General features: G+C 66.9%; 21 protein-coding genes. 10 read left to right on the forward strand and 11 right to left on the reverse strand.

Annotated elements, in window-relative coordinates; genetic code table 11:
* Positions 1-23: 23 nt before the first annotated feature.
* The 5 genes from AC1DGI_RS07325 to AC1DGI_RS07345 all read right to left on the reverse strand — a co-directional run bounded on the left by AC1DGI_RS07325 (position 24) and on the right by AC1DGI_RS07345 (position 4,895).
* Positions 24-746 (reverse strand): PP2C family protein-serine/threonine phosphatase, encoded by a 723-nt coding sequence (locus tag AC1DGI_RS07325; RefSeq protein ID WP_476898420.1) that lies wholly within the window; start codon positions 744-746, stop codon positions 24-26.
* A gap of 319 nt (positions 747-1,065) precedes the next feature.
* The gene (locus tag AC1DGI_RS07330) at positions 1,066-2,301 is read right to left on the reverse strand and encodes an adenylate/guanylate cyclase domain-containing protein (RefSeq protein ID WP_476898304.1); all 1,236 of its coding nucleotides are present in this window, start codon (positions 2,299-2,301) and stop codon (positions 1,066-1,068) included.
* Complete coding sequence (locus AC1DGI_RS07335) at positions 2,291-2,887, reverse strand: PH domain-containing protein (protein WP_441399787.1); 597 nt, start codon at positions 2,885-2,887, stop codon at positions 2,291-2,293. The genes AC1DGI_RS07330 and AC1DGI_RS07335 overlap by 11 nt, the downstream gene beginning before the upstream one ends.
* The gene (locus AC1DGI_RS07340) at positions 2,880-3,800 is read right to left on the reverse strand and encodes a biotin--[acetyl-CoA-carboxylase] ligase (RefSeq protein WP_441399786.1); all 921 of its coding nucleotides are present in this window, start codon (positions 3,798-3,800) and stop codon (positions 2,880-2,882) included. Before AC1DGI_RS07340 ends, AC1DGI_RS07335 begins: the two co-directional genes overlap by 8 nt.
* A gap of 189 nt (positions 3,801-3,989) precedes the next feature.
* A complete protein-coding gene (locus tag AC1DGI_RS07345) occupies positions 3,990-4,895 on the reverse strand; it encodes an SDR family oxidoreductase (RefSeq protein ID WP_476898305.1) in 906 nt (301 codons plus the stop codon).
* A 239-nt stretch (positions 4,896-5,134) separates the two neighbouring features.
* Between AC1DGI_RS07345 and AC1DGI_RS07350 the strand changes: the two genes are divergently transcribed.
* The 4 genes from AC1DGI_RS07350 (at position 5,135) to AC1DGI_RS07365 (ending at position 10,478) form a co-directional block, all read left to right on the forward strand.
* The gene (locus tag AC1DGI_RS07350; RefSeq protein ID WP_476898306.1) at positions 5,135-6,718 is read left to right on the forward strand and encodes an acyl-CoA carboxylase subunit beta; all 1,584 of its coding nucleotides are present in this window, start codon (positions 5,135-5,137) and stop codon (positions 6,716-6,718) included.
* Complete coding sequence (locus AC1DGI_RS07355; protein ID WP_441400625.1) at positions 6,715-6,957, forward strand: acyl-CoA carboxylase subunit epsilon; 243 nt, start codon at positions 6,715-6,717, stop codon at positions 6,955-6,957. Before AC1DGI_RS07350 ends, AC1DGI_RS07355 begins: the two co-directional genes overlap by 4 nt.
* A gap of 53 nt (positions 6,958-7,010) precedes the next feature.
* Entirely contained in the window at positions 7,011-8,717 is a 1,707-nt protein-coding gene (locus AC1DGI_RS07360; protein WP_476898307.1) for a DUF885 domain-containing protein, read from the forward strand.
* A gap of 312 nt (positions 8,718-9,029) precedes the next feature.
* Complete coding sequence (locus tag AC1DGI_RS07365; RefSeq protein ID WP_476898308.1) at positions 9,030-10,478, forward strand: dicarboxylate/amino acid:cation symporter; 1,449 nt, start codon at positions 9,030-9,032, stop codon at positions 10,476-10,478.
* Between the two features lie 110 nt (positions 10,479-10,588).
* Here the strand turns inward: AC1DGI_RS07365 and AC1DGI_RS07370 are convergent, their stop codons facing one another.
* Positions 10,589-11,146 (reverse strand): hypothetical protein, encoded by a 558-nt coding sequence (locus AC1DGI_RS07370; RefSeq protein ID WP_476898309.1) that lies wholly within the window; start codon positions 11,144-11,146, stop codon positions 10,589-10,591.
* Between the two features lie 183 nt (positions 11,147-11,329).
* On the opposite strand from AC1DGI_RS07370, the gene AC1DGI_RS07375 reads away from it, so the two are divergent.
* Genes AC1DGI_RS07375 through AC1DGI_RS07385 form a run of 3 tightly spaced genes read left to right on the forward strand, consistent with a single transcriptional unit; the run spans position 11,330 to position 15,019 of the window.
* Positions 11,330-11,719: a YbjQ family protein gene (locus AC1DGI_RS07375; RefSeq protein ID WP_476898310.1), complete on the forward strand. Its 390-nt coding sequence runs from the start codon at positions 11,330-11,332 to the stop codon at positions 11,717-11,719.
* A 38-nt stretch (positions 11,720-11,757) separates the two neighbouring features.
* A complete protein-coding gene (locus tag AC1DGI_RS07380; RefSeq protein ID WP_476898311.1) occupies positions 11,758-12,471 on the forward strand; it encodes a TetR/AcrR family transcriptional regulator in 714 nt (237 codons plus the stop codon).
* Position 12,472: 1 nt separating this feature from the next.
* Entirely contained in the window at positions 12,473-15,019 is a 2,547-nt protein-coding gene (locus AC1DGI_RS07385; protein WP_476898312.1) for an MMPL family transporter, read from the forward strand.
* Positions 15,020-16,229: 1,210 nt separating this feature from the next.
* On the opposite strand, the gene AC1DGI_RS07390 is transcribed toward AC1DGI_RS07385, so the two are convergent.
* The 4 genes from AC1DGI_RS07390 to AC1DGI_RS07405 all read right to left on the reverse strand — a co-directional run bounded on the left by AC1DGI_RS07390 (position 16,230) and on the right by AC1DGI_RS07405 (position 19,733).
* Complete coding sequence (locus tag AC1DGI_RS07390) at positions 16,230-17,645, reverse strand: IS110 family RNA-guided transposase (protein WP_476898313.1); 1,416 nt, start codon at positions 17,643-17,645, stop codon at positions 16,230-16,232.
* A gap of 227 nt (positions 17,646-17,872) precedes the next feature.
* Complete coding sequence (locus tag AC1DGI_RS07395; RefSeq protein ID WP_476898314.1) at positions 17,873-18,832, reverse strand: hypothetical protein; 960 nt, start codon at positions 18,830-18,832, stop codon at positions 17,873-17,875.
* Positions 18,829-19,569, reverse strand: a complete 741-nt coding sequence (locus AC1DGI_RS07400) for a cytochrome b N-terminal domain-containing protein (protein WP_476898315.1) — start codon at positions 19,567-19,569, stop codon at positions 18,829-18,831. The genes AC1DGI_RS07395 and AC1DGI_RS07400 overlap by 4 nt, the downstream gene beginning before the upstream one ends.
* The gene (locus AC1DGI_RS07405; RefSeq protein ID WP_441403047.1) at positions 19,566-19,733 is read right to left on the reverse strand and encodes a hypothetical protein; all 168 of its coding nucleotides are present in this window, start codon (positions 19,731-19,733) and stop codon (positions 19,566-19,568) included. Before AC1DGI_RS07405 ends, AC1DGI_RS07400 begins: the two co-directional genes overlap by 4 nt.
* Positions 19,734-19,849: 116 nt before the next feature.
* Between AC1DGI_RS07405 and AC1DGI_RS07410 the strand changes: the two genes are divergently transcribed.
* The 3 genes from AC1DGI_RS07410 (at position 19,850) to AC1DGI_RS07420 (ending at position 23,264) form a co-directional block, all read left to right on the forward strand.
* Entirely contained in the window at positions 19,850-20,539 is a 690-nt protein-coding gene (locus tag AC1DGI_RS07410) for a Maf family protein (protein WP_476898316.1), read from the forward strand.
* A gap of 133 nt (positions 20,540-20,672) precedes the next feature.
* The gene (locus AC1DGI_RS07415; RefSeq protein WP_476898421.1) at positions 20,673-22,499 is read left to right on the forward strand and encodes an acetyl/propionyl/methylcrotonyl-CoA carboxylase subunit alpha; all 1,827 of its coding nucleotides are present in this window, start codon (positions 20,673-20,675) and stop codon (positions 22,497-22,499) included.
* Positions 22,500-22,532: 33 nt separating this feature from the next.
* Positions 22,533-23,264 carry a glutamine amidotransferase gene (locus AC1DGI_RS07420; protein WP_476898317.1) on the forward strand — a complete coding sequence of 244 codons (732 nt, stop codon included), beginning with the start codon at positions 22,533-22,535 and terminating at the stop codon, positions 23,262-23,264.
* 343 nt (positions 23,265-23,607) lie between these two features.
* Here the strand turns inward: AC1DGI_RS07420 and AC1DGI_RS07425 are convergent, their stop codons facing one another.
* Positions 23,608-25,014, reverse strand: a complete 1,407-nt coding sequence (locus tag AC1DGI_RS07425; RefSeq protein WP_476898318.1) for an MFS transporter — start codon at positions 25,012-25,014, stop codon at positions 23,608-23,610.
* Positions 25,015-25,062: the final 48 nt, after the last annotated feature.

Genomic DNA, 25,062 nt, shown 5'->3' on the forward strand with positions numbered 1-25,062 from the left:
CTCAGATCCCCGACATTGTCCGGTCAGGATTCCCGGCGGGCGTCCACCACGATGCACGTTACGTTGTCGCGGCCGCCGCTGCGCAGGGCAGCCTGGATCAGCTCGTCCACCGCCGCCTGCGGGTCGGGTTCGGCGGCGAGGATCCGGGAGATGTGCTGGTCGTCGAGTTCGCCGTTCAGCCCGTCCGAGCAGACCAGGATCCGGTCGCCGTCCTCGATGGGCAGCAACCGGTAGTCGGCGTCCGTCTCGTCACCGGTGCCGAGTGCGCGGGTCACGACGTGGCGGCGCGGGTGGACTGCTGCCTCGGCGGGGGTGATCTCGCCGGCATCCACGAGTTCCTGCACTTCGGAGTGGTCCACGCTGACCTGGCTGAGCTTGCCCTGGTTGAGCCGGTAGGTGCGCGAGTCGCCGATGTTCAGCACGAGCCAGTTCGGAACACCTTGCTCTTCGACCACGATGACGCCGGAGAGGGTGGTGCCGGCGCGGGAGCCGGTGGCCTCGCGGATGCCGGCGTCGGCCTGCAGCAGATACTGCTGGACGACGGCGGCGGTGGCGTCCCTCCCCCCGGTGGCCACCTGGGGCAGTTCGGCCAGGGTGCGTACGCAGATGCCGCTCGCGATCTCGCCGGCCTCGTGACCGCCCATGCCGTCGGCGATGGCGAACACCGGGTCGGCGGCGATGAAGGAGTCCTCGTTCGTTTCACGGCGCAGGCCGCGGTCCGTGCCGCAGCCGAAATTCAGCCGCAGGCTACCTGCACCGCTCCCGGCACCGCCGGGGGCACCGCCGGGGGCTTGATTGGAGGAGGTTCCGGGCGAGGCCGGGGAAGATCCGGGGGGAGGAACGGAAGCCGGCTGGGATGTCATGCCTGTCCTAGATAGAAGGGGCGGTCACCGAGGTGCACCGTGGATCCGGGGCGGTACGCTGCTACCCTCCGGCTGCCAGTGCGGTGCGGATGCCGTCCGCTGGTGTCCGCATGCGCTACCCGGATAGTACCGGTTCCTGCGCCGACAGGCGGCGTTCCACGCCGAATAGTCCATGGTGGGGCTGCGCTTTCGCTGCTGCTCCCTAGTCCAGGACCAGGCCCTTTCCACGGCCCCGCTGCAACTCCAAGGGGAGGATTTCGCCGAAACCGCGCACATTCTCCGCGGGCCGGGGCACCAGCACGAAGCGTTCATCCTTTTCCAGGGCGGCGGCCGTCATGGAGTCCACCAGCACGGTCCCCGGATCGGCCAGCGATGTAAGCCGGGCGGCCAGGTTCACGGTGGGCCCGTAAATGTCACCAAGCCGGGAAAGGATCCGGCCCCACACCATGGCGACCCGAGCCTGGGGCAGGATCTCGTCTTCGTTGAACGCCTGCGAAAGGGCCAGCGATATCTCGGCGCAGGCCGCGGGGGTTTCGGCGATGTAGAGGACTTCATCGCCGACCGTCTTGACGAGGCGTCCGCCGCCGACGGAAATGATCTCGGCGCACTTGTTTTCGAAGCGCTGCACCAGCTGGGCGAGCGTCTTTTCGTTCATCCGGCGGGACAGGCTGGTGTAGGAGACCAGGTCTGCGAAGCCGACACCGCGGGCGAGCGGCAAGGGGGCGTCGTCCTCGTCCCCTTCGCGGCCTTCTTCGCTGGAGGCCAGTCCGGCCTCGGCGCGGACGGCGAGGCGCTGCACCCCGGCGTTCAGCTGGCGCCGCCAGGAGTAGACCAGTATTTCCTCGAGCGCGTCCACCAGGGAGGGCAAGAGGTCGACCAGCCGCTTGCGGGCCACTGCGTCGGTGACACCCTGCTGGTGGACCATGTCCTCCACCAGGGCCTCGATCTGCCAGACCACCATGCGGTCGGTCATCTGGCCGATGGCGCGGGTGACCGAGATGGCCGCTTCCTCCGTGAGCTTGCCGGTGCGGACCTGGTCCACGATCGTGTTCAGCGCGGCCTGGTCGCGCTCCGTGAAGGCGACGTCCTCGTCGCCCAGGTTGGGGAAGCCGAGCGCGCGCCAGAGTTTCCGTGCGGACAGCAGCGAGACCCCGGCACCCGCAGCCACCTCGCGACGGCGGAGCTTTCGCTCGCCGCCTAGCAGCCGCTGCTCCAGCGCCCTGGCGGCGAGGCGGTCGGTGGACATGGTTCCGGTGGCAGGCGCTGAGTTACCCGGCTCTGCATTGTCCGGCACTGTGTCGTCCGGCACTGCGCCATTCGGTACTGCGTCGTCCGGCACTGCCGCTTCGAGGGCGGACTCGTCGAAGGCCGCTTCGGGGAGCTCGGAAGGAGCCGCCGCCAGGAGTCCGGTGTCAGGGTGCGCGTTGTCAGCGTTCATCACTTCCACCTTCCCTCATGTCCCATGGCCATTCGCCGGAGCCGTGCACCGTGTCGTCGACCTCAAGCAGGTCGCCCTCCGGAAGTTCGTCGATCGCGTCGAGGATGAAGTTCCGGAACGTCATCACCTCGGGGACATCCGGAATCACCGTGCTGGACGGGTACCCGGTATCCAAGGATATAGTCCCGGAGCGCAGGGTCCGTTGCAGCAGCGTCTGTTCGATGAACACATTATGGACGGCGGCCAGCGGAACTTGCTGGTCACGCCGTCGCAACATGCCGTAACGGGCCACCAAGCGGCGGCTGGTCAGAATGTAGCGGCTGGCCTGCCAGGTCACCGCTTTGGGCAGGCAGTAGGCAACCACGACCCAGGCCGCCAGCGCCAGGCAGCCGCCGATCAGCCACGGCGTCCAGTCCGGCGTGATGAGCGGGACGAGTTTGGCCGGGCCGCCTTTTACAATCCAGGCGCTGGCGTAGGCGGCCAGGGCGGCAACCAGGATGAACAGCAGGGCCGGAGCAATCAGCTTCCGGGGCTGGGGGCGGGTCACGACAATCACTTGCTCGCCCGGGAGAAGCTCTTTACGCATAGCCGCTTTCGCCGCTGCCGGCCTCGCCCGGCGGGGTCCAGGGGCGCAGGTGCACGACGTCGCCGGCGGTCACCACGTGTTCGTGGCCGCCGGAGTCCACCACCAACAGGGAGCCGTACTCGTCCAACCGGGTGGCATGCCCGATGATCTCGTTGTCGCCGGGGAGGTGGGCCCGGACCTGTTTCCCGAGGGTGGTCAGGGCGTGTTCCACCCGGTGGTGCAGGGAGGGGCCGCCTGCGAGTCCCGCGGTAGGGTCGCCGTCGGCGTTGCAGAAGCTGCGGTAAAGGGTCGCGAAACGCGAGAGATAGCTCTTGAGCAGGGTGGTCCGGTCCACCGTGGCGGCCTGTTCCAGCAGCACCGACGTGGCGGTGGGGACGGGCAGTTCGGACCGGGTGAGGGTGACGTTGAGGCCGGTGCCGAGCACAACGGGGGGCACCGCGCCGTCGCCCATCGGGCCCAGCTGCGCCAGGATTCCGGCAATTTTCTTTCCGCGGACCAGCACGTCGTTCGGCCATTTGAGCTCGGCCGGAATCCCCGCCGTGTCCAGCAGCGCTTCCCGCAGCGCCAGGGCGCCCAGCAGCGAGAGCCAGGAATAGCACTGCGTGGGCAGCGGCCGGCCCTCGGCGTTGACCGGCCGGAGCACGATCGAAACGGAGACCGAACTGCGGGCCGGAGCTTCCCAAAGCCGGTCCAGCCTGCCGCGGGCTGCGCTCTGGTACTCGGCCGTGAGTACGGAGAGGTCCGGCCAGGCCCGCGGGTCCACGGTCGCGCCACGCAGCAGGTCCGCGTTGGTGGAGCCGGTGGACTCCACCACGGTCAGTTGCGGTATGCCGCTGGCGGTCAGGAACGCGGCGTCGCTAAGGGCGCCTTGGTCCAGGGGCGGACGGTCCGGTGTCTGCTGCGCGGCTTCCATGCTTGAATCCTACCGAGGAACCGGTCACCGGGCGCCGGGCCGGACGCGGGCCCGGCGGAACTTCCCCAACTGTGGACACCCTCACCGGCGGGTCGGGCCGAAACGCCGCGGCCTTCCGGCGTCGGGCCCGCAAAAGTGGGGAGTTTCGGCGGCACGGGCCTCCCCTGAACCCTGGAAAGCCGCCCGGACTCAGAGGAAAATGTCAGGAACCAGTTGGCCTTCGGGCGCGCCCAGGCTGTATGGCGCGAAGTCCGTAACCCCGGCCGCCGCCAACACCTGCTCGTCGGTGTAGAAGTTCCCGCTCCAACTGCCGGACTCCGGGATCGCGTTGCTGGCCGTCAGCACCGCGTGGGCGGCGTCGGCCATGATCTGCGGGCCGCGCGCGCCGCGGACGATCTGCTCGCCGCCGGGCATGTTGCGGATTGCCGCGGTGTCGATCAGGGTGCAGGGCCAGAGCGAGTTCACGCTGATGCCGTCGACCTTGAGTTCCTCGGCTAGCCCCAGAGTGGTCAGGCTCATGCCGTATTTGGCCATCGTGTACGCCAGGTGCATGCCGGCCCATTTGGGGTCCAGGTTCAGCGGCGGCGAGAGCGTGAGGATCTGCCCGGCGTCGGACTCGCGCAGTGCGGGCAGGGCGAGCTTGCTGAGCAGGAAGGTGCCGCGGACGTTGATGTCCTGCATGAGGTCGTAGCGCTTCATGTCCAGTCCGTCGGTCTTGGACAGGTCAATCGCCGAGGCGTTGTTGATGACGATGTCGATCCCGCCGAAGCGTTCGACGGCGGCGGCCACGGCGCCGGCGACGTCGGCGTCGTTGCGCACGTCGCCCACCAGTGGAAGCGCCTGTCCCCCGGCCGCCTCGATCTGCTCGGCAGCGGAGTAGACGGTGCCTTCAAGTTTGGCGTGCGGCTGCCCGGTCTTTGCCAGCAGCACGATATTGGCGCCGTCCCGGGCGGCGCGGGTGGCGATCGCGAGGCCGATCCCGCGGCTGCCGCCGGACATCAGGATGGTGCGGCCCTGGAGCGAAGCCGAGGCCTGGTAGGGGCCCTGCCAGTGGGACTGCGGGGAGGTGCCCGAAGCGTCGTTGCTTGAAGTCATAAGCACATCCTAGCCGATGTTACTGGCCGGTAACATCCCCTGCCGCGGCGTCGGACCCGTGGCGGGCCCGGCGGGGGTCGGAACGAAAATTGTAGGTTTTCTACAGCGGCGCGGACGATTACCGTCACTAGACTTGCCAGCACGGCCTTGTTTTTGTGTGGATTCCACCTAAGCGGCCCGCACGGGCCAGCGACGGCCGTGACGAACAACCGCAAGAACAACAGAGCCGGAGACACTTGATGAGCCACGATCTGACCACGACCGCGGGAAAGATTGCCGATTTCCGCGACCGCCAGGCCCGTGCCGAGCAGCCTTCCGGCCCGGAAGCGATCGCCAAGCAGCACGCCCGCGGTAAGGGCACCGCCCGCGAGCGCATCGACCTGCTGCTCGACGCCGGCTCCTTCGTGGAGTTCGACGCCCTCGCCGTGCACCGGTCCACCGCGTTCGGCATGGAAAAGAAGAAACCGCTGGGCGACGGCCTGGTCTCCGGTTACGGCACCGTGGACGGGCGCCCCGTGGCCGTTTACAGCCAGGACTTCTCCGTCTACGGCGGTTCACTCAGCCAGGTCAACGGCGAGAAGATCGTCAAGGTCCAGGAGTTCGCGCTGCGCAACGGCTGCCCCGTGGTGGGCATCCTCGACGGCGGCGGCGCCCGCATCCAGGAAGGCGTCGCCTCGCTGGCGATGTTCGCGGACATCTTCCGCAACAACGTCCACGCTTCCGGCGTCGTCCCGCAGATCTCGCTCATCATGGGCCCCTCCGCCGGCGGCGCGGCCTACTCCCCCGCCCTGACTGACTACGTGGTCATGGTGGACAAGACCTCGCACATGTTCATCACCGGCCCGGACGTGATTAAGACCGTCACCGGCGAGGACGTGGACATGGAAACCCTGGGCGGCGCGCGCCAGCATAACGCCAACACGGGCACCTCGACCTACCTGGCCGCCGACGAGGCCGACGCCGTCGAGTTTGTCCGCGAACTGCTGGACTTCCTGCCCTCCAACAACCTCGCCGAGGCCCCCGTACTGGAGCACTCCCAGGAGCTGGAGCTCGACGACGACGATCTCGCCCTCGACGTGCTGATCCCGGACTCCGCCAACCAGCCCTACGACATGCGCAAGGTGATCGAGCAGATCGTCGACGACGCGCACTTCCTGGAGATGCAGTCGCTCTACGCGCCGAACGTGATCATCGGCTACGGCCGCGTCGAGGGCCACACCGTGGGCATTGTGGCCAACCAGCCGATGCAGTTCGCCGGCACCCTGGACATCGCCGCCTCGGAAAAGGCCGCCCGCTTCGTCCGGCACTGCGACGCCTTCAACATCCCCATCATCACGCTGGTGGATGTGCCAGGCTTCCTGCCGGGCAAGGACCAGGAGTTCCAGGGCATCATCCGCCGCGGCGCGAAGTTGCTCTACGCCTACGCCGAGGCCACGGTGCCGAAGCTGACGGTGATCACCCGCAAGGCCTACGGCGGGGCGTACATCGTGATGGGCTCCAAGAAGCTCGGCGCCGACCTCAACCTGGCATGGCCCACCGCGCAGATCGGCGTGATGGGCGCCCAGGGCGCGGTCAACATCCTGTACCGCCGCGAACTCGCCGCGGTCGCGGAGGCCGGCGGCGACGTCGAGGCCAAGCGCGCCGACGTCATCCGGCAGTACGAGGAGGAGCTGCTCAACCCATACCAGGCCGCGCAGCTGGGCTACGTGGACGCGGTCATTGCCCCCTCCGAGACCCGTCTCCAGATCATCAAGGGCCTGCGGGCCCTGCGGGACAAGCGCGCCAGCCTGCCCGCCAAGAAGCACGGAAACATCCCGCTGTGACGACGTCGGAATCCGGGATCGAAGCTGGTGCCTTGCCGGCAGGGCAGCCGCTGCTCGCCGTGGTCAAGGGCGAGCCGACGGCGGAGGAGCTGGCGGCGCTCACCGCCGTCGTCCTGTCCCTTGGCGACGGCGGAACCGCCGCGCCGGCGAAGCCCAGCGCTCGGCACTGGATCCGGCGGCAGCAGCTGCAGCTGGCGCCGAAACCCGGGCCAGGTTCGTGGAAGCGCAGCCGCGGCTAGGAAAAGTTCAGTAACCCTTTCATAACCGCCCCGGCCCGGCTAGTCTCATTCGGGTGACTACCGAAACCACTGAGAACACCACTCCCTGCCCCGTCCCCGCGCGCGCGAAAACCGCGATCGACGCCGTGGCCGATGCCTACACCGACACCCTGATCCGGCTTAACCCGAGCTTCGCAACGGAACTCGGCCTGCCCGGCCACGAAACCGAATACCAGGATTTCTCGCCCGCCGGGCAGGAGGCCTTCGCCGCCGCCGCACGCGAAACCCTCGCCGCCCTCGACGGGCTGGAGCCCGCCGACGACGTCGACGCTGTCACCCTTGACGCGATGCGCGAACGCTTGGGCCTGCAGCTGGAAATCCACGAGTCCGGCTGGGACCTGGCCGACCTGAACAACATCGCCTCCGCCTCGCAGGACATCCGCGCCATTTTCGATCTCATGCCGACGGAGACGGCCGAACACTGGGACCACATCGCCGGACGCGCGCACAACGTTCCGGCGGCCCTCGACGGCTACATCGTGTCCCTGCGCGCCGCCAAGGAGGACGGCAAAGTTGCCGCCATCCGCCAGGTGAAGATCGTGATTGAACAGGCCACCAGGCATGCGGCCGACGACGGCTTCTTCGCCAAGCTCGCCGCCGACGCCAAGACCGCGGACGGTCCGCTGCCCGAGGACCTGCAGTCCAAGCTCGACGCCGGCGCTGCCGCCGCCCGTTCCGCCTACGCCCGGCTGGCCGGCTTCCTGGAATCCGAACTTCTCCCGGCCGCCCCGGAGAAGGACGCCGTGGGCCGGGAGCGCTACGCCCTGGCGTCCCGGTCCTTCCTCGGCGCCGCCGTGGATCTGGAGGAGACCTACGCCTGGGGCGTACAGGAGCTGGACCGCCTGATCGCCGAGCAGGAGCGCGTGGCCGGGGAAATCCGCCCCGGCGCGACGGTCGACGAGGCCAAGGAGATCCTGAACAACGATCCGTCCCGGCAGCTCAAGGGCACCGACGCCCTGCGCGCCTGGATGCAGGAGCTCTCGGACAAGGCTGTGGCCGACCTCGCTGGCGTGCACTTCGACATCCCGGACGTCATGAAGACCCTCGAGTGCAAAATCGCCCCCACCCAGGAAGGCGGCATCTACTACACGGGTCCTTCGGATGACTTCAGCCGTCCCGGCCGGATGTGGTGGTCAGTGCCGCCGGGCGAGGACACTTTCACCACCTGGGCCGAGACCACCACGGTCTACCACGAGGGCGTTCCCGGCCACCACCTGCAGGTCGCCACCGCCACCTACCGCCGCGAACTGCTCAACAAATGGCGCCGCAACGTCTGCTGGACCTCCGGACACGGCGAGGGCTGGGCACTCTACGCCGAGAAGCTGATGCAGGAGCTGGGCTACCTGAAGGACCCGGGCGACCACATGGGCATGCTCGACATGCAGCGGATGCGCGCCGCCCGCGTGGTGTTCGACATTGGCGTGCACCTCGAGTTGCAGGTGCCTGATCGTTGGGGGTCGGGCACCTGGACCCCGGACACGGGGTACGAGTTCCTCAAGAAGAACCTTGCGATCAGTGAGGGCCAGCTTAAGTTCGAGTTCACCCGCTACCTCGGCTGGCCGGGACAGGCGCCGTCGTACAAGGTGGGCCAGCGGCTCTGGGAGCAGATCCGGGCCGAGCTCGAAGCCCGGCCCGGCTTCGACCTCAAGGCGTTCCACACCAAGGCGCTGAACATGGGTTCGGTGGGCCTGGACACCCTGAAGCGCGCGCTCCTGGGGTAGGCCGGGCCGCGCTGTCCCGGGGGACAGACATCCTCTGCGTGCTCGCTCGTTCTCCCCACCGTCTCCCTAGCCTCGCAAGCTCGGCCAGGGAACCCTGACGGCGTGGGCCCTCGCTTAGACGCACGCTGCCGGATGCCTGCTCCCCGGGGCCTTGGGCGAGACAATCACCACACTTCGGGTTGGAATAACTTCACAAACGGGTGGCCTTGCGGCTTCTTTCCAGGGAACTTGTGCGCGCGACAGACAACGGGGCGCGTAACATTTCTCAACGTTGGTTCGTCATGATATGCGGCCGGGCCCTAGCGTGTCCGGGTGACCACTCAGACAAGCACCTCCGCAACCGCAGGTAAGCCCGGTTTCCGGCTGCCCCAATGGGCCAGCTCGTTCGGCTTCCAGATCATTGCCGCCCTGATCGTGGGCCTGGGCCTCGGCCTGCTCGCGAAGTACACGGGCAGCACCAAAACCAACCCCAACGCCCTCGGCGCCACCCTGCAGACCATCGGCTCGAGCTACATCTCGCTGCTGCAGACCGCCGTCGTGCCGCTCATCTTCACTGCTGTCGTCAGCTCCATCTCCAATCTGCGCGCCGTGTCCAACGCGGCCCGGCTGGCCTGGAACACGCTGCTGTGGTTTGCCATCACGTCGCTGATTGCCGTCCTGATCGGCATCGGGCTGGGCGTGCTGCTGCAGCCCGGCGCCGGCACCGGCATCACCCAGGAGGCCAAGTACGCCGGCAAGTCCGGCGACTGGTGGGCCTTCCTGATCGGGCTGTTCCCGAAGAATTTCCTGGGCCTCGGCGCCAGCACCACCGTCACCGACGGCGTCGCCAGCACGTCCGTGAGCTTCAATGTCCTGCAGATCCTGGTGATCGCGATCGCCGTCGGCATTGCCGCGCTTAAGGTGGGCAAGACCGCCGAACCGTTCCTGAACCTCAATGCCTCCGCCCTGGCCGTGATCCAGAAGGTCCTCTGGTGGATCATCCGGATCGCCCCGCTGGGTACCGTGGCCCTGATCGGCAACGCTGTTGCCGTCTACGGCTGGGACACCATCGGCTCGCTCGGCAAGTTCACGTTCGCGATCTATGTCGGTCTGGCCCTCGTGCTGTTCGTGGTCTACCCGATCCTGGTCCGCAGCCACGGCTTGTCCATCAAGCAGTACTTCTCCGGCGTCTGGCCGGCCGTGCAGCTGGCCTTCGTTTCCCGCTCCTCGATCGGCACCCTGCCGCTTACCCAGCGGGTCGCCGAACGCAACCTGGGCGTCCCCCGCGCCTACGCCTCCTTCGCCGTGCCGCTCGGCGCCACCACCAAGATGGACGGCTGCGCCGCGATCTACCCTGCTATCTCGGCCATCTTTGTGGCCCAGTTCTTCGGCATCCACCTGGACTTCAGCCAGTACCTGCTGATCGCCCTCGTCGCCGTGCTGGGCTCCGCCGCGACCGCCGGCACCACCGGCGCCGTCGTCATGCTCACCCTGACGCTCTCCACGCTGGGACTGCCTCTGGCCGGCGTCGGGCTCCTGCTGGCCGTGGACCCGATCCTGGACATGGGCCGCACCGCGGTCAACGTGGCCGGCCAGGCCCTGATCCCCGCGATCGTCGCCAAGCGCCAGGGCATCCTGGACGAGTCGCTCTACAACGCGCCCCGCCACGGTGACCCGTTCAGTGACGACGCCGTCGCCACCGCTGCCGCTGCTGACGTCCACGCCGGCGACTCCGCCTCCGACGCGTCCGAGGCACGCGAACTGGCCGGCGCCAAGGCTTAACCCTCCGGCTGGCTGCTCAAACCGAACGGCACGAAGAAGTCCCCGGGAACCCAGTTCCCGGGGACTTCTTCGTTGCCTCAGCGGCTGTGGTGCGTTGGTGTCAAGCAGTCCTAGCGGCCGCCTCCGCCGATGACGCCCTTCTGCACGGCCTTGGTGACTGCGTCGGCCTCGGACTGGGTCAGGGTGCCGTTGCTGACAGCCTTGTCCAGCCTGGTCTTCAGCGCCGCGGCGTGGTCCGCCTGCTCGGCGGTGCGGAGCTCCTCGAGGGCGGCCGTGACCTTGGCCTCGTCAATGCCCAGCGATGAGGCGAGCGACTTGGCCAGCTCCGCCTGCAGTGCGGTGCGGTCCGGCTTGGTGCCGGCGGCCGGCGGAGTGGTGGGCTTGTGCGCGTCTCGGAAGGTTTTCAGGGCGGCGGTGACCTTGGCTTTGTCGACGCCGAGTTTGGTGGCGAGTTCGGCGGCGTTCGCTCCGCCAAGACCGGCGCGTTCGCCGCCGTGGCCGTGGCCACCACGTCCGCTGCCGTCACCGGGCACGGCGGTGCCGGCACTCGCGCTGGGGGCGGGCGTCGGCGTCGTGGTGGCTGAGGCCATCCCGGCCAATCCAAGGCCGGCGCCCACGGCCAGCGCGGCGGCAGAGATGCCGAGCGTGATTCTCTTGGTGCGTGACATGTACTGTCTCCTCAGTCTGCCGCCAGGTGACGGCTCCGTTCGCTGCGGTCTCTCCGCGAGACCTGCCCCCAGTCTGACCCCTGGGGCTCAGGCAGAGCTGTTCACAACCTTTCAGCTTCCTGTGAATGATTTTCCGCAGGACTTTCCCGTTGCCTCGGCCGGCAAAGTGGCTAGGCTCAGGGCATGCTTATCGTCACTTCGAACGACATCCCGGGCCACCGGATTGACGCCGTGTTCGGCGAGGTCATGGGGCTCACCGTCCGCTCGAGGGACATCGGCGCGCAGGTGGTGGCGGGCCTACGGTCGCTGGCCGGCGGTGAGCTCCACGAACTGACCCAAGTCCTCTACGACAGCCGCCAGGAGGTCATGGCCAGGATGGTCGCAGAGGCCGCGCAGCGGGGTGCCAACGCAATTGTTGCGATGCGCTTCGACACGGCGCATATGGCCAACAACTGGACGGAAATCTGCGCCTACGGGACGGCCGTGCTGGCGGTCCCGCTGGGCGACGGCGAAGCAGGCGCCACGGGCCAATCGATCCGGCTCGCGCCGGCCCACACCGAGGCCGGCAAATAAAGTTGCCCTGAGTGCAAACATGCACGTAGTGTAATCGCATGCCCACTCCTCCCCCGTCCAACACGGCAGCCCACGCCGACGCCGGGGCGCCCTCGCGGCGGGAGCTGAACAAGGCAGCCACCCGCCAGGCCATCACGGAAGCGGCAGTCGGGCTGCTCCGCGGCAAGGGGCCAGGCAACTTCACCGTGGAGGACATCGCCGAGGCGGCCGGCATTTCCCGCCGAACTTTCTTCAACTACTTCAGCAGCACCGAGGCGGCCCTTGCCTCGGCAACCCACGGGTTCCTGGACAAGGCACTCCAGCAGTTCCGGCTCCGCCCCGCCGGCGAGCCGATCCTGGAATCCGCGCGCGCCGCCCTGGTTGAGCTCGCTGACCCCATGACCGTGGCACCGCTGGCCGAGCTCTACAGCCTGGGCCAGTCCAACCCGCAGCTGAACCGGTCCGAACTGGAAGCCTGGGACCACTGCACAGCGGAGATCATCGACGCCGCCCGGGTGCGCTTCGGTCAGGAGGCCGGAATCGAGATCGACGAACTGTACCTCCGCGCCCTCGCCGGCTCCATCATCTCCTGCGGCAAAGCAGCCATGGACGTCTGGTTCGCCCGCTGCCAAGGCTCGCTCTCCCCCGAATCGCTCTCCACCCTGCGCCAGCTACTGATCGACTCCATGAGCCTTCTCGGCTCCGGATTCGCCTCCCCGGCAGCCGCTCCGGCAGCCACTCCCTCCGCCGCCCCTTCCGCAGATCGGTTCTGACATGGCACTACTGCTGTATCGCCTCGGCAAATTCTCCTACCGCCGCCGCTGGCTCGTCATCTCGCTGTGGCTTGCCGTCATGGTGGCGGTGGGCGGGGCCGCAGCGGCCTTCCACGGCACGCTGTCCAACAACTTCCAGATCCCTGGAACCGAGACCCAGCAGATGGCGGACAAGCTCAAGAAGGACCTCCCCGCCTCCTCCGGCGGCTCCGCGAGCATTGTCTTCGAAGCCAACGACGCGCGGTTCAGCCCGGCCGGCCAGGCCGCTGTCTCCGCCGCGCTGGCCAAGCTCAAGACCATCCCGGACGTGCAGGGAACCGTTGATCCCTTTGCCACCCAGGCGCAGCTGGACAAGGCCGGCGCCGATCTTGCCACCGGCGAACAACAGGCCGCCGCGGGCAAGGCCCAGCTGGACAAGTCCGCCGCGGATCTCGCCGCCGGCAGGGCCCAGCTGGATGCCGCAGAAGCGCAGATGACTGCGGCCGGGCTGCCGACCGCGGCCATCGAGGCACGGCTGGGACAGCAGAAGGCAGCCCTCGCCGAAGGCCAGGCGAAGCTCGACGCCGGCACCAAGGACCTCGCGGCCGGCAAGGCCAAGCTGGCGCTGGGCCAACGCCAGCTGGACGCTTCCAGGGGCCTGCGCTTCGTCTCCGAGGACGGCAAGGCCGCCATTGCCCAGGTGCAGTTCAAGACCTCGATCAACGGGCTCAAGCCGGAAGTGCGGCAGGAAGTCCAGGACATCGTCAAAGAGGTCTCCGCCGCCAACGTGACGGCGCTGCCCAGCAAGGAGATCAGCGAGGACATCTCGGAGATCTTCGGCACCGCCGAGGTCATCGGCATCGCGGTCGCCGCCCTGGTCCTGGTGGTCATGCTCGGCACGCTGATCGCCGCCGGGCTTCCCCTGCTGATGGCCATAGTCGGCGTCGGCGTCGGCGTCGGTGGCACCTTCGCGCTCAGCGGCGCCGTGGACATGAGCTCCATCTCCCCGATGCTGGCCCTCATGCTCGGCCTCGCGGTCGGGATCGACTACTCCCTGTTCATCGTCAACCGGCACCGCGGCCAACTGCTCGCCGGGATGGACCCCGAGGAGTCCGTTTCGCTGGCCACCGGCACCTCCGGCAACGCGGTGCTGTTCGCCGGCCTCACGGTCATCATCGCCCTCGCGGCCCTCGTGGTGCCGGGGTTGCCCTTCCTGGCCGTCATGGGGCTCTCGGCCGCCGCCACGGTGGCCGTCGCCGTCGTCGTCGCACTGACCCTCACGCCGGCGGTCCTGTCGCTGATCGGGCGCAAGCTGGTGTCCAAACGGGCCTGGGCCAAGGCGGAGCAGCACAACGCCGCGCCCGGGCACGAGACCGAGGACCTGGCCAAGGACGAATACCGCAGCAGCCACGGCTGGGGCGGCGTCGTCACGAGGCACCCGTGGCTGTCGCTGCTGGCGGGCGTGCTGCTGCTGGGCGTGGTGGCGCTGCCCGCCAGCCAGCTGCGGCTCGCCCTGCCGGACGCCAGCTCCGAGCCGGTGGCTTCGCAGGCTTTCAAGGCGTACGACGTCACGAAACGGAGCTTCGGCGAGGGCATGACCGGGCCGATCATTGTGGTTGGCGACCTGCCGGCGGACCTGAGCGCCGCCGATGCGCAGGCCAAGCAGTTCGACGTCGCGGACATCCTGCGCGGCACGGACAACGTGGCCGCCGCCGTGCCGCTGGCCCTGAGCGAGGACCGCCGCACCGCGGTCTTCCAGATCCTCCCGAAGGAGGGTCCGGCCAGCGCCAGCACCGTCCACGTGGTCTCCGAACTCCGCGCCGAAAAGGCCCAGATCAAGGACTCCACCGGGGTCAGCATCGGCCTAACCGGACAGACCGCCGGCAACGTCGACGTGTCCACCAAACTCGGGGACGCCCTGCCGCCGTACCTCACGATCGTGGTCGGACTTTCGCTGCTCCTGCTGCTGCTCGTGTTCCGTTCCATCTGGGTGCCGCTGCTGGCGACCGGCGGGTTCCTGCTCTCGCTCGCCGCCGCGTTCGGCGCCGTCGTCGCGGTGTACCAGTGGGGCTGGCTGGGTGCCGTGTTCGGGGTCGAGAACCCCGGGGCGGTGCTCAGCTTCCTGCCGATCATCCTGATCGGTGTGCTGTTCGGCCTGGCGATGGACTACCAGGTGTTTATCGCCTCCGGGATGCGCGAGTCCTACATGCACGGCGAAACAGCCAAGCGCGCGGTCCGCGCCGGCTTCAGCCATGCGGCGGCGGTGGTCACCGCCGCCGCGATCATCATGGTCAGCGTGTTCTCCGGTTTCATCTTCTCGCACCTGAATATGGTCCGGCCGCTGGGCTTTGCGATGGCCTTCGGCGTGCTGATCGACGCCTTCGTGGTGCGGATGACGATCGTCCCGGCCGTGATGTACCTGCTCGGCAGCAAGGCCTGGTGGCTGCCGCGCTGGCTGGACCGCATCCTCCCGGACGTCGACGTCGAGGGCGCCAAGCTGCGCAAGTCCGACGCCGCCGCGAGTGGCGACGCGACCGAGCCGGAGCCCGCGGAGGCCGCGGCCCGGTAGCCCCGCCGCGTTGCATCAACGATGCTCCTATAGCTGTCAAACCTATTCGTTCTGTTCAAAGTCCTCTGGACCATGCTCCGCGACGCGCTAGCTATACGCCGACAAAATTCCGGGCTGGACCTTCGGCTGCCGGTTTGGCGCCGTGCAGGATCGGCCACGGTCGCCATGGCGCATCCGCAGGACGGCATGGGCTTGTCAATTCTAGTAACGGAGTAATTACAAAATTTCTAATGCGAAGGGAAATCCATCGATTAGGCATATGGTCGAGGTTCGATTCATTACTCATGGGGGAGAAAGATGTATCAGAGCCGAATCAGAAGAGCGAGCATTGTTCTGGCCACATGCGCTGCGCTACTACTGGGAGGAAGCGGCGCCAACGCAGTCCCACAACTCGCCGCTAGTAACGCAACTTCGCAAGAGTCCAGGAGCACAAACGCTGATCCGAAAAGTGATGCAATCGTGCGAGCGGTTGACGAAGCATTTCGAGGGGAAAACAGTAGGTTGGAAGCGTTGTTGAACGGGCCTCAGTCGGCAGCTGTTCAGCAGGAGTTGAGACGTCGCCTCCAAGCGCGAGGCGACTTCCAGAGGGTAGAGTGCCTGGACCAACTGAGGGTTCAGATCTGACTCTGATGGCAACAGGCGAGTACGACAACTACTGCACCGGGTACAACGGCGTGACGATGGGGTGGTACGGAAAAGAGATTCTCGCCTGCCACGGCTGGCTGGATTCATACATTTCCGGACGGCATGTCGCCCACTATAGCCCCGACTTGATTCCCCGGGGCTACCCAGTTTCGGTCGGCTGTGCATATGCTGCGATCGGAGTGATTGTGTCTCTTACCATGCCCGTGGGCGCCATTGGATGGGCTGCTTATGGCAGTGGCGTTCTGTATGCAGGAGGTAGCATTGTTATCTCCTGTGGATAAGAAAATCGAGCCGACTCCCTGGTCCGTCATTATGACTACCCAACTCCTGGGAGTAGTCGGTCTGGGCGCCTTGCTGATTCGTCTCCAAGCCGAGTGGTACGACTTCCTATTGGTCGGGTTATTCCTCGTCTACGAGGTCCTTGTGATTCGCTCGCTTGTGCGCCGGGCCTCGTCGTCAGCCTCGCCAACGAATAACCGCTTGTAACCATCGGGCACCTCTTCTGGAGGCCGGACTGAACCTGCAGTCCGGCCTCCAATTGCATCTCGTTTGTGCCGAGTTCCTGTTAAATCTCATCCCAAGCACCGATGTCATAGGCGTCGGACCGCCGGGACAGCTCACTGGTCGATACGACCTTTCTGGCCTTGAGGTTTTGGCATGCCGCAGCGCCGGCACCGTGAGGCCGGCGCAAGGCTTGCTGTCCAGAAGTGTCCCTAAGACACCAGGCTTCCTTCGACTTCACTGCCAGCTTCCCTGACTGTAGATGGGCTGCCGTTTGCTGGCTGAGCCATTGGCGGTAGGTCGCGGCCAGGCCGTCATTTCGGATGTGTCCGCGTTCCAGGCGCGAAATGATTGACACCCATTGGCCGAGTTCGCCGGCTACGGTCGTGATGGTGAGCCCGAGTTCGGTCCGCATGCGTCGGAGGTCTGAGTTGTTAGGTGCTGGCCGGGGGTTGGTGATCTGGCGGTAGATTTCGCGGGCTGCGTAGCGTTTGAGGCAGCGCATGATTTCGCGTTTGCTCTTGCCCTCGGTCGTGCGTTTGGCCACGTAATCCTTGGTTCGTTGGCATGAGGCCATGCGGACCAGGACTACCTGATGCAGGGCATTGTTGGCGTTGCGGTCGCCGCCTCGGCTGAGCCGGTGGCGGGTTGTCTTGCCTGATGAGGCTGGTACGGGTGCGACTCCGACGAGCGAGGCGAATCGGGCTTCGTTTCCCAGGCGGTCCGGGTTGTCCCCGAAGGTGATCAACAGCTGGCTGGCTACTTCGGTACCGACTCCTGGGAGATCGCAGAGCATCGGGGCGTAGCTGTCCAGGATTTCCTTGAGTGCCGCGTCGGCAGCCTCGATTTCTGCTCCCAGCGCCTGGCAGCGGGCTGCCAATGCCTTGAGCGTCAGCAGGGTCACGTACTCGGGGTCAGCCATGTGTCCTGAGGGCCTGGTTCGCTGCAGGGCAGTAATGAGCGCGGAGGTGGCCAGTGCCCGGTATTTCGCCCGGATTTTGTCCGGCGCCCATACGAGGAGGGCCTTGATTTGGTTGATGGCCGCGGTGCGGGCCTTGATGGCTGATGTGCGCCCGGAACGTAGGATCCGCAGGCATTCAGCGGGGCCGTCTTTGGCCTTTGGGATCGCCTTCGTCCGTCCCTCGAGGACGGACTTGGCGGCCTGGTAGGCATCCAGCGGGTCGGACTTTCCCTCGAGTCGGCGGGCGGCCCGGTTCGGGCGGTTGACCTCCAGCACGGTGATCCCTTCACCCCGGAGAGTCCTGGCGAGCTCGGCGCCGTAGGATCCTGTTCCTTCGACCCCGACGGCGATGACTGTGCCGTAGGAGGTGATGAAGTCGATGATTTTCCGGTATCCGGATCCCACGGCTAGGAATTCCCTGTCCGCGAGGGGTTTGCCGTGTTCGTTGGTGACGGCTACGTGGTGTGTGTCGGCGTGGGTGTCGATACCCGCGATGATTTTTGTTGGTTCGCTTGCCACGATGGAAATTGCCCCTCAGTCGAGTTCGATACTGATCGGGCGCGGGCCAGGTGGGCAGACAAAACGGTAATGGGACTGGTCGTATCAGGCTCCTATGAGGTCATGTCCGCCTGGCTCGACACCCCTTTTAACGGACCTTGAGCCGGCAGACAGATCGTCGGGAAGACAGTGCCGCCAGGCACGTCAACTTTTGGCTGGGTCATGCCGGCTCAAGGACTGTTCCAGTATTACCGGTTTCGGTAGTAGTCCCGCCAGATCAGACGATGAACGGGCAGCCTGCGCGGGATCGACCTCAGGCCCGGAATGAAGGGCAGCAGCGTCAGCAGCGCAGTCAGCACGACCATTGTGAGGACTGCCAGTGCGTCGACACTCGGCGAGGACTTGAACGGTTCCACTTGGTAGAGGAGCGAGAAGAGCCACAGCCATGACTGTCCGGGGGTGTCACCGGTCTCGTTCATCACGCCCCATTGGTCTCCGGAGAGGTGCTGGCTGGCCGCAAGATCCGGGAAGTAGCTGCCGTCTCCGAGGAACAGGAGGCTGCGGGTGTAGTCCATGTTGTAGAAGTTTCCGCCGCCCTGAAGCACGCCATCCAGGGTGCCTTGCCGCGCCATGTCCAGCAACGCCCCGGTGAGCGCGGGGACCGGGCCATAGGCGCCGTCGGCCACCTTGGCCGGGTCGTCGTCGGGGGCAGCGGCCAGGGCGTCTGAATAGGCGGCGGTCCAGCTGGCCCGTTGCTCGTCGGTGGCGGCCGCCCAGTCGGCCAAGGCGGCCGGGGGGGACGGCAAGGACTGCAGCGGACCGATGACGAAATCCCTGGCGGTATCGACCGGGAGACGCACGCCGGAGAAACTTTGGAGGTCGATCGGGCCGATTTTCTGCGACGCGTCCGCCGTGGAATTGTAGGGCGGCCCGTACCCTGCCGTATCGCTGGTTCCTCCCAGCTCCTTTGCGGCAGTTGCCACGAAGTCTGCCGGGGCGGCGGCGGCCCACGTCTTGAGGCTGACGCTGGGCTCATCCGGGGCACCGAAGAGTGCGGACACACCGAGCACCAAGAGTCCCACCACCACAACCCCGATGGTGAGTTCCTTGAGGAGGTCGTATTCACGGACCGCACCTGTCCACGGCCTACCGGCAACGCCGTCCCCCTTGCGCCACGAGGTGGAACCGCCGCTCTTGCCGGCCTTCACGCCGCGTCCCCGGACTTGGCGTTATCCCGCAAGGCGCCGGGCGCCAGGGGATGGCCCGGGACCTGGCCGCTGCCTCGCAACTGGGCGTCGCCGTCGTCGGCCTCCAGCGGCGGCACCACACCGTGGACCCGGACCAGCAAGACATGCAGGACCACCACGGCACCCACGGCCAAGGGCAGCAAGGTGATGTGCCAAATGAAGATCTGTCCGAGGTTGGCCACGTTGAACCACGCGCCCACTCCCACGGCGTTCAGCGCATCCTTGGCCTCGAAGGCTATCCACTGGGAATCGAAGTTGGTCTGCAGGAGGTACCCGGTGAATGCCGCCACGATGGAAACAATGAAGGAGAGCATGCCGGTGATCCAGGTCAGGACCCGGCCGCCGCGCCAGGCCGCCATCCAGAATTTGAGCCAGAGGTGCACCACCATGAACATGAAAAACAGTTCGACGCTCCACAGATGCGTGCTGTTGACGAAGCTGCCAAGGGCGGACACGTGGTACCACTGGGGCCCGTTCAGTCCCAGCACAACGCCGGAAATGATGATCCAGAGCAGCGAAGCGACGGCCCCCATGCCGAAGACATAGGCCCAGGACATGACATAGCTTGGCTGGTCCTCGGGCAGGAGCTTGTCCGGGGGCAGCTTCCCGAGCATCCACCGGCGGGCTTTGCCGGTCCAGGTGTGCGCGTCGTTGTCCTCTGCCGGCAAGCCGTGCGCTGGCTGGCTTTGCGCAGTCATTTCCGCCGCTTCCCGCCCGGAAACGGAAGAACGAGTGCCAGCACAAAGAGAACGATCATCACCAGGATCACAACCAGGTTGCCCAGTTGAATGGTAAAACCGTCCCAGCCAAAATAGGTTCCGGCGCCCACCGTGGTGGCGCCTGCGAAGAGCCAACCGGCCATGGAATCCTCGATTCTCTGTCGGATGCTGGCCCAAGCTCACCACCGCCAGATCGCCGAAACCAGAGTCTTTCGCCCCGCCCCGGCCTTGCTTCCAGGCCGTGAACTAGGCTGGAGCCGTGACCCGCCTCATTCTCGCTTCCCAGTCCCCAGCCCGCACCAAACTGCTCCGCAACGCCGGCATCGCCCACGAGGTCCTCGTCTCCGATGTGGATGAGGGTGCAGTGCAGGCCCGCTACGGCGTGACCGACCCGCATGACACAGCTCTGCTGCTGGCCCGCGCCAAGGCCGAGGCGGTTGCCTCGCTGCCGGAGGCCGACGGCGCCCTAGTGATCGGCTGCGATTCGGTCTTCGAGTTCGACGGCGAGGCCCACGGCAAGCCCTACACCGCCGAGGTTGCCAAGGAGCGGATGCTGCGGATGAGCGGCAGCATGGGCGTGCTGCACACCGGCCACTGGCTGGTGGACTGCCGCGACACCGGTTCCGAGGCGCCCGACGACGGCGCCGGCACCGGCACCGGCACCGGCGCGACGCTTGGCTCCGTCACCTCCGCGGAGGTGCACTTCATGGAGATGAGCGAAGACGAGATCGACACGTACATCGCCACCGGCGAGCCGCTCCAGTGCGCCGGCTCCTTCACGATCGACGGCTACGGCGGGGCCTTCATCCGTAAGGTCGACGGCGACCCGCACACCGTCGTCGGGCTCTCCATCTCCACCCTGCGCGGCCTCCTGGGTCAGGCCAAGGTGGGCGTCACCGAGCTCTGGACCGGCGGGGCGGCCGACCCGGCCGACGTCCGCGCCGAGTGAGCCGATGCGCACCGCCTTGTAGGAATCCCACAAAGGATCGCCTGTTTACGCGCGGAATCCGCAAGTAATATCGGCGGACCCCACAAAACCGCGCTAGGCTCCCCTAAGGAAAGAAGGAGACGCCTTGTCAGCAATTTCGGAGCAGTCCGCCCAGCCAGAGCCCGCCGCCACCACGGGCGCCAACCGCCTGAACAAGGTGCTGATCGCCAACCGCGGCGAGATTGCGGTGCGCATCATCCGTGCCGCCCGCGATGAAGGCCTCGCCTCCGTGGCCGTCTACGCGGATCCGGACCGGGACGCGCTCCACGTCAAGCTTGCCGACGAGGCGTACGCCCTGGGTGGCAACACCGCCGCCGAGTCCTACTTGGTGATGGACAAGCTGATCGAAGTGGCGCAGCGCTCCGGCGCCGACGCAATCCACCCCGGCTACGGCTTCCTCGCCGAGAACGCCGAATTTGCGGCCAGGGTAATCGCCGCCGGCATCACCTGGATCGGGCCCTCCCCCGAGGCCATCTCCGCCCTCGGCGACAAGGTCCAGGCCCGCCACATCGCCGAAAAGGTCGGCGCGCCGCAGGTCCCCGGCACCGCCGACCCGGTGGAATCAGCCGAGGAGATCCTCGAATTCGTGGACAAGTTCGGCCTGCCGATCGCCATCAAGGCGGCCTTCGGCGGCGGCGGGCGCGGCATCAAGGTGGCCCGCACCCGCGAGGAAATCCCCGAACTCTTCGAATCCGCCGTGCGCGAGGCCACCGCCGCGTTCGGCCGAGGCGAGTGCTTCATCGAACGCTTTCTGGACGCCCCGCGCCATGTCGAGACCCAGTGCCTCGCCGACGCGCACGGCAACGTCGTCGTCGTCTCCACCCGGGATTGCTCGCTGCAGCGCCGCAACCAGAAGCTCGTCGAAGAAGCGCCTGCGCCTTTCCTCACCGAGGAGCAGAACCGGCGCCTCTACGAATCCTCCAAGGCCATCCTGAAGGAGGCCGGCTACCTGGGCGCCGGCACCTGCGAGTTCCTGGTGGGCCAGGACGGCACCATCTCCTTCCTGGAGGTCAACACCCGTCTGCAGGTCGAGCACTGCGTCTCCGAGGAAGTCACCGGCATTGACCTGGTCCGGGAACAGTTCCGGCTGGCCCGCGGCGAGGAGCTCGGCTACGGCGACCCCGAGGTCCGCGGCCACTCAATCGAGTTCCGCATCACCGGCGAAGACCCGGGCCGGAACTTCATGCCCGCCCCCGGCACCATCACCAGCCTGAAGAACCCGACCGGCCCCGGCGTGCGGATTGACTCCGGCGTGGAACAAGGCGACATCATCAGCGGCAACTTCGACTCGATGCTCTCCAAGCTGATCGTCACGGGCGCCACCCGCAGCCAGGCGCTGCAACGCTCCCGCCGCGCCCTCGAAGAGATGGTGGTGGAGGGCATCCCCACCGTTATTCCGTTCGACCTCGCCGTCGTCACCAACCCCGACTTCGCCCCGGCCGAGGGCCCGTTCAAGGTCCACACCCGCTGGATCGAAACCGCCTTCGTCAACGACATCCCCGCCTGGACTCCGAACGGGACCGGCCCTGAGGCGGCCGACGCCGGCGAACGCCAGCGCGTCGTCGTCGAGGTCGGCGGCAAGCGCCTCGAAGTCGTGCTGCCGGCATCGCTGGGCACCGTTTCCGGCGGCGGCAAGCCGGCCAAGGCCAAGAAGCGGTCCCGCGGCGGCGGCACGGCGGCTCCGGCCGGCGGCAACGCGCTGACCTCCCCCATGCAGGGCACCATCGTGAAGGTCGCCGTCGCCGAGGGCGACCGCGTGGCCGAGGGTGACCTCGTCGTCGTGCTCGAAGCCATGAAAATGGAGCAGCCGCTCACGGCGCACCGCGCCGGAATCGTGATCGCTCTCGCCGCCGCGGCCGGCGAGACCGTCGCCGCGGGCGCCCTCATCGCCACGATCGAGGACGGCGAGACGGCCGAATAGCGGCAACGGGATGGCGGGGGCAGACTTGGTTACGTGAAGCCATTCCTGCTGCTCGCCTCCCGCGCCGAGGACGCCGCCGCCGACGACGAATACCTCGCCTACCTGCGTTACACCGGCCTCGCCGAGGCCCAGTTGCACCGGATCCGGATGGAAGCCGCCCCGCTGCCCCGGCTCGACTTGGAGCGCTATTCCGGCGTGATCGTGGGCGGCAGCCCCTTCACCTCCAGCGACCCGGCGGAGCACAAGAGCGAGGCCCAGCACCGGGTGGAGCGCGAACTGTTCGCCCTGCTGGACCGAATCGTGGCCGAAGACTTCCCGTTCCTGGGCGCCTGCTACGGCGTCGGGACCTTGGGCCTGCACCAGGGCGCCGTGATCGACCGGACCTACGGCGAGGGGCTGGGCGGTGTGACCATCAGCCTCACACCGGAGGGATTGCTGGATCCGCTGCTGCAGGGGTTGCCGGAGAGCTTTACGGCGTTCGTGGGCCATAAAGAGGCCTGCACGGTATTGCCCCGCGGCGCGGTGCTGCTGGCAAGCTCCGCGACCTGCCCGGTGCAGATGTTCCGGATCCGCTCCAACCTCTACGCCACCCAGTTCCACCCCGAACTCGACGCCGACGGCCTCGTCACGCGGATCGACATCTACCGGCACGCGGGCTACTTCCCGCCCGACTCGGCCGAGGAACTGATGGTCCAGGCCCGGCAACACCACGCCACCGAGCCGATGGCCATCTTGCGCAATTTCGCGGAACGCTACGCCCGGTAACACCGGCGACCCTCCCGCAGATCCTGCCGCCATTCCGGCGACGCTCCCGCAGATCCTGCCGCCATTCCGACGACGCTCCGGCAGATCCTGCCGCCCTACCCACGACGCTCCCGTAGATCCTGCCGCCCTACCCACGACGCTCCCGTATCTTCAGAAACGGACAGACGAGGGAGCGTCGTGCCAAACCGCGCGAGAGCTGCGGGAGCGTCGTGCCAAACCGCGCGAGAGCTGAGGGAGCGTCGGGCCAGAGGGCGCCACATCTGCGGGAGCGTCGTGACGCCGGAATGCCCGGCGTGTTCCGCGAACACGCCGGGCATTCCTGGTCAAGAAACGGCTTGGAGCGTCAGGCCACGTTGTTTTCGAAGTCGACGTTCTTGGTTTCCTTGCTCACGAACAGGGCGATCAGGGTCAGCAAGGACATCACGCTGAGGTAGACACCCACCAGCACCGGGCTGCCCTTGGCCATCTCCCAGAGCCAGACGGCGATGAACGGAGCCACGGCCGCACCCAGGATGCTGGAGACGTTGTAGCTGATGGCCGAGCCCGTGTACCGGACGTTGGTCGGGAACAGTTCCGGCAGGATCGCGCCCATCGGTCCGAACGTCAGGCCCATCAGGCTGAAGCCGAGGATCAGCAGGCCCATGGTTCCGACGAAGCCGCCGCTGAACAGCGGGACGAACAGCAGGCCGAAGACGAAAATGCCTGCGGTCACGCTCATCAGCATCTTGCGGCGGCCGTACTTTTCGGCCAGCGGGCCGGACACGAGGGTAAAGATGCCGAAGAATACGACGCCGGCAATCAGCATCCACAGGAAGTCGTTGCGTGTGAAGCCGAGCCCTGGGACGAAGGCGGCGGCTGCCGCGTCCGTCATCGGCTTGCCGGCCTTCTCGGCAGCAGCCTGCGCCCCTGCCAGGGTCGGCTTGGTGCCGTAGGTCAGCGTAAACGTGGTCATCAGGTAGAAGAGCACGTAGGTGGCCAGCATGATGAACGTGCCCAGGATCAGCGGACGCCAGCTGGTCTTGAAGACGCGGCCGACAGGCAGCTTGGCGACCTCGTTGGACTGCAGGACCTTGGTGAAGGCCGGGGTTTCAATCAGCTTGAGGCGGACGTAGAGGCCGATGATCACCATGACCGCGCTGACCAGGAACGGCACCCGCCAGCCCCACTCCATGAATGCCGCAGGAGTGAGGGCGTAGCTGAAGACCAGGAACAGCACGTTGGCGATGATGAAGCCGATCGGCGCACCGAGCTGAGGGAACGTGCCGTAGATGGCGCGCTTGTTGGCCGGGGCGTTCTCGGTGGCCAGCAGGGCCGCGCCGCTCCATTCACCGCCGAGGGCCAGGCCCTGGGCAAAGCGCATGACGACCAGCAGCGCCGGCGCCCAGAACTCCCAGCCCGGAACCAAGGCGGTGGGCAGGCAGCCGATCAGGAAGGTGGCAACACCCATCGTCAGCAGGGAGGCGACGAGGGTGCCCTTGCGGCCGAACTTGTCACCGAAGTGGCCGAAGACGATCGAGCCGAGCGGGCGCGCGACGAAGGCGACGCCGAAGACGGCGAAAGAGCTGAGCAGCTGGGTGGTCTCGTTCTGGCCTGGGAAGAAGAGCTTCGGGAAAACCAGCACGGCGGCTGTGGCGTAGACATAAAAGTCGTAGAACTCAACGGTGGTGCCGATCAGGCTGGCGACGATCACGCGGCCGCGCGAGTTCACCTGCTTGGCCCCATTCTTCGTCGACGTGGCAGTGGATGACATGTGGTGACGCTTTCGTGAAGACCGGATCGACCTGCGGAGGGACGTCCG

The organism is Arthrobacter sp. 05N428_2 (assembly GCF_056397065.1).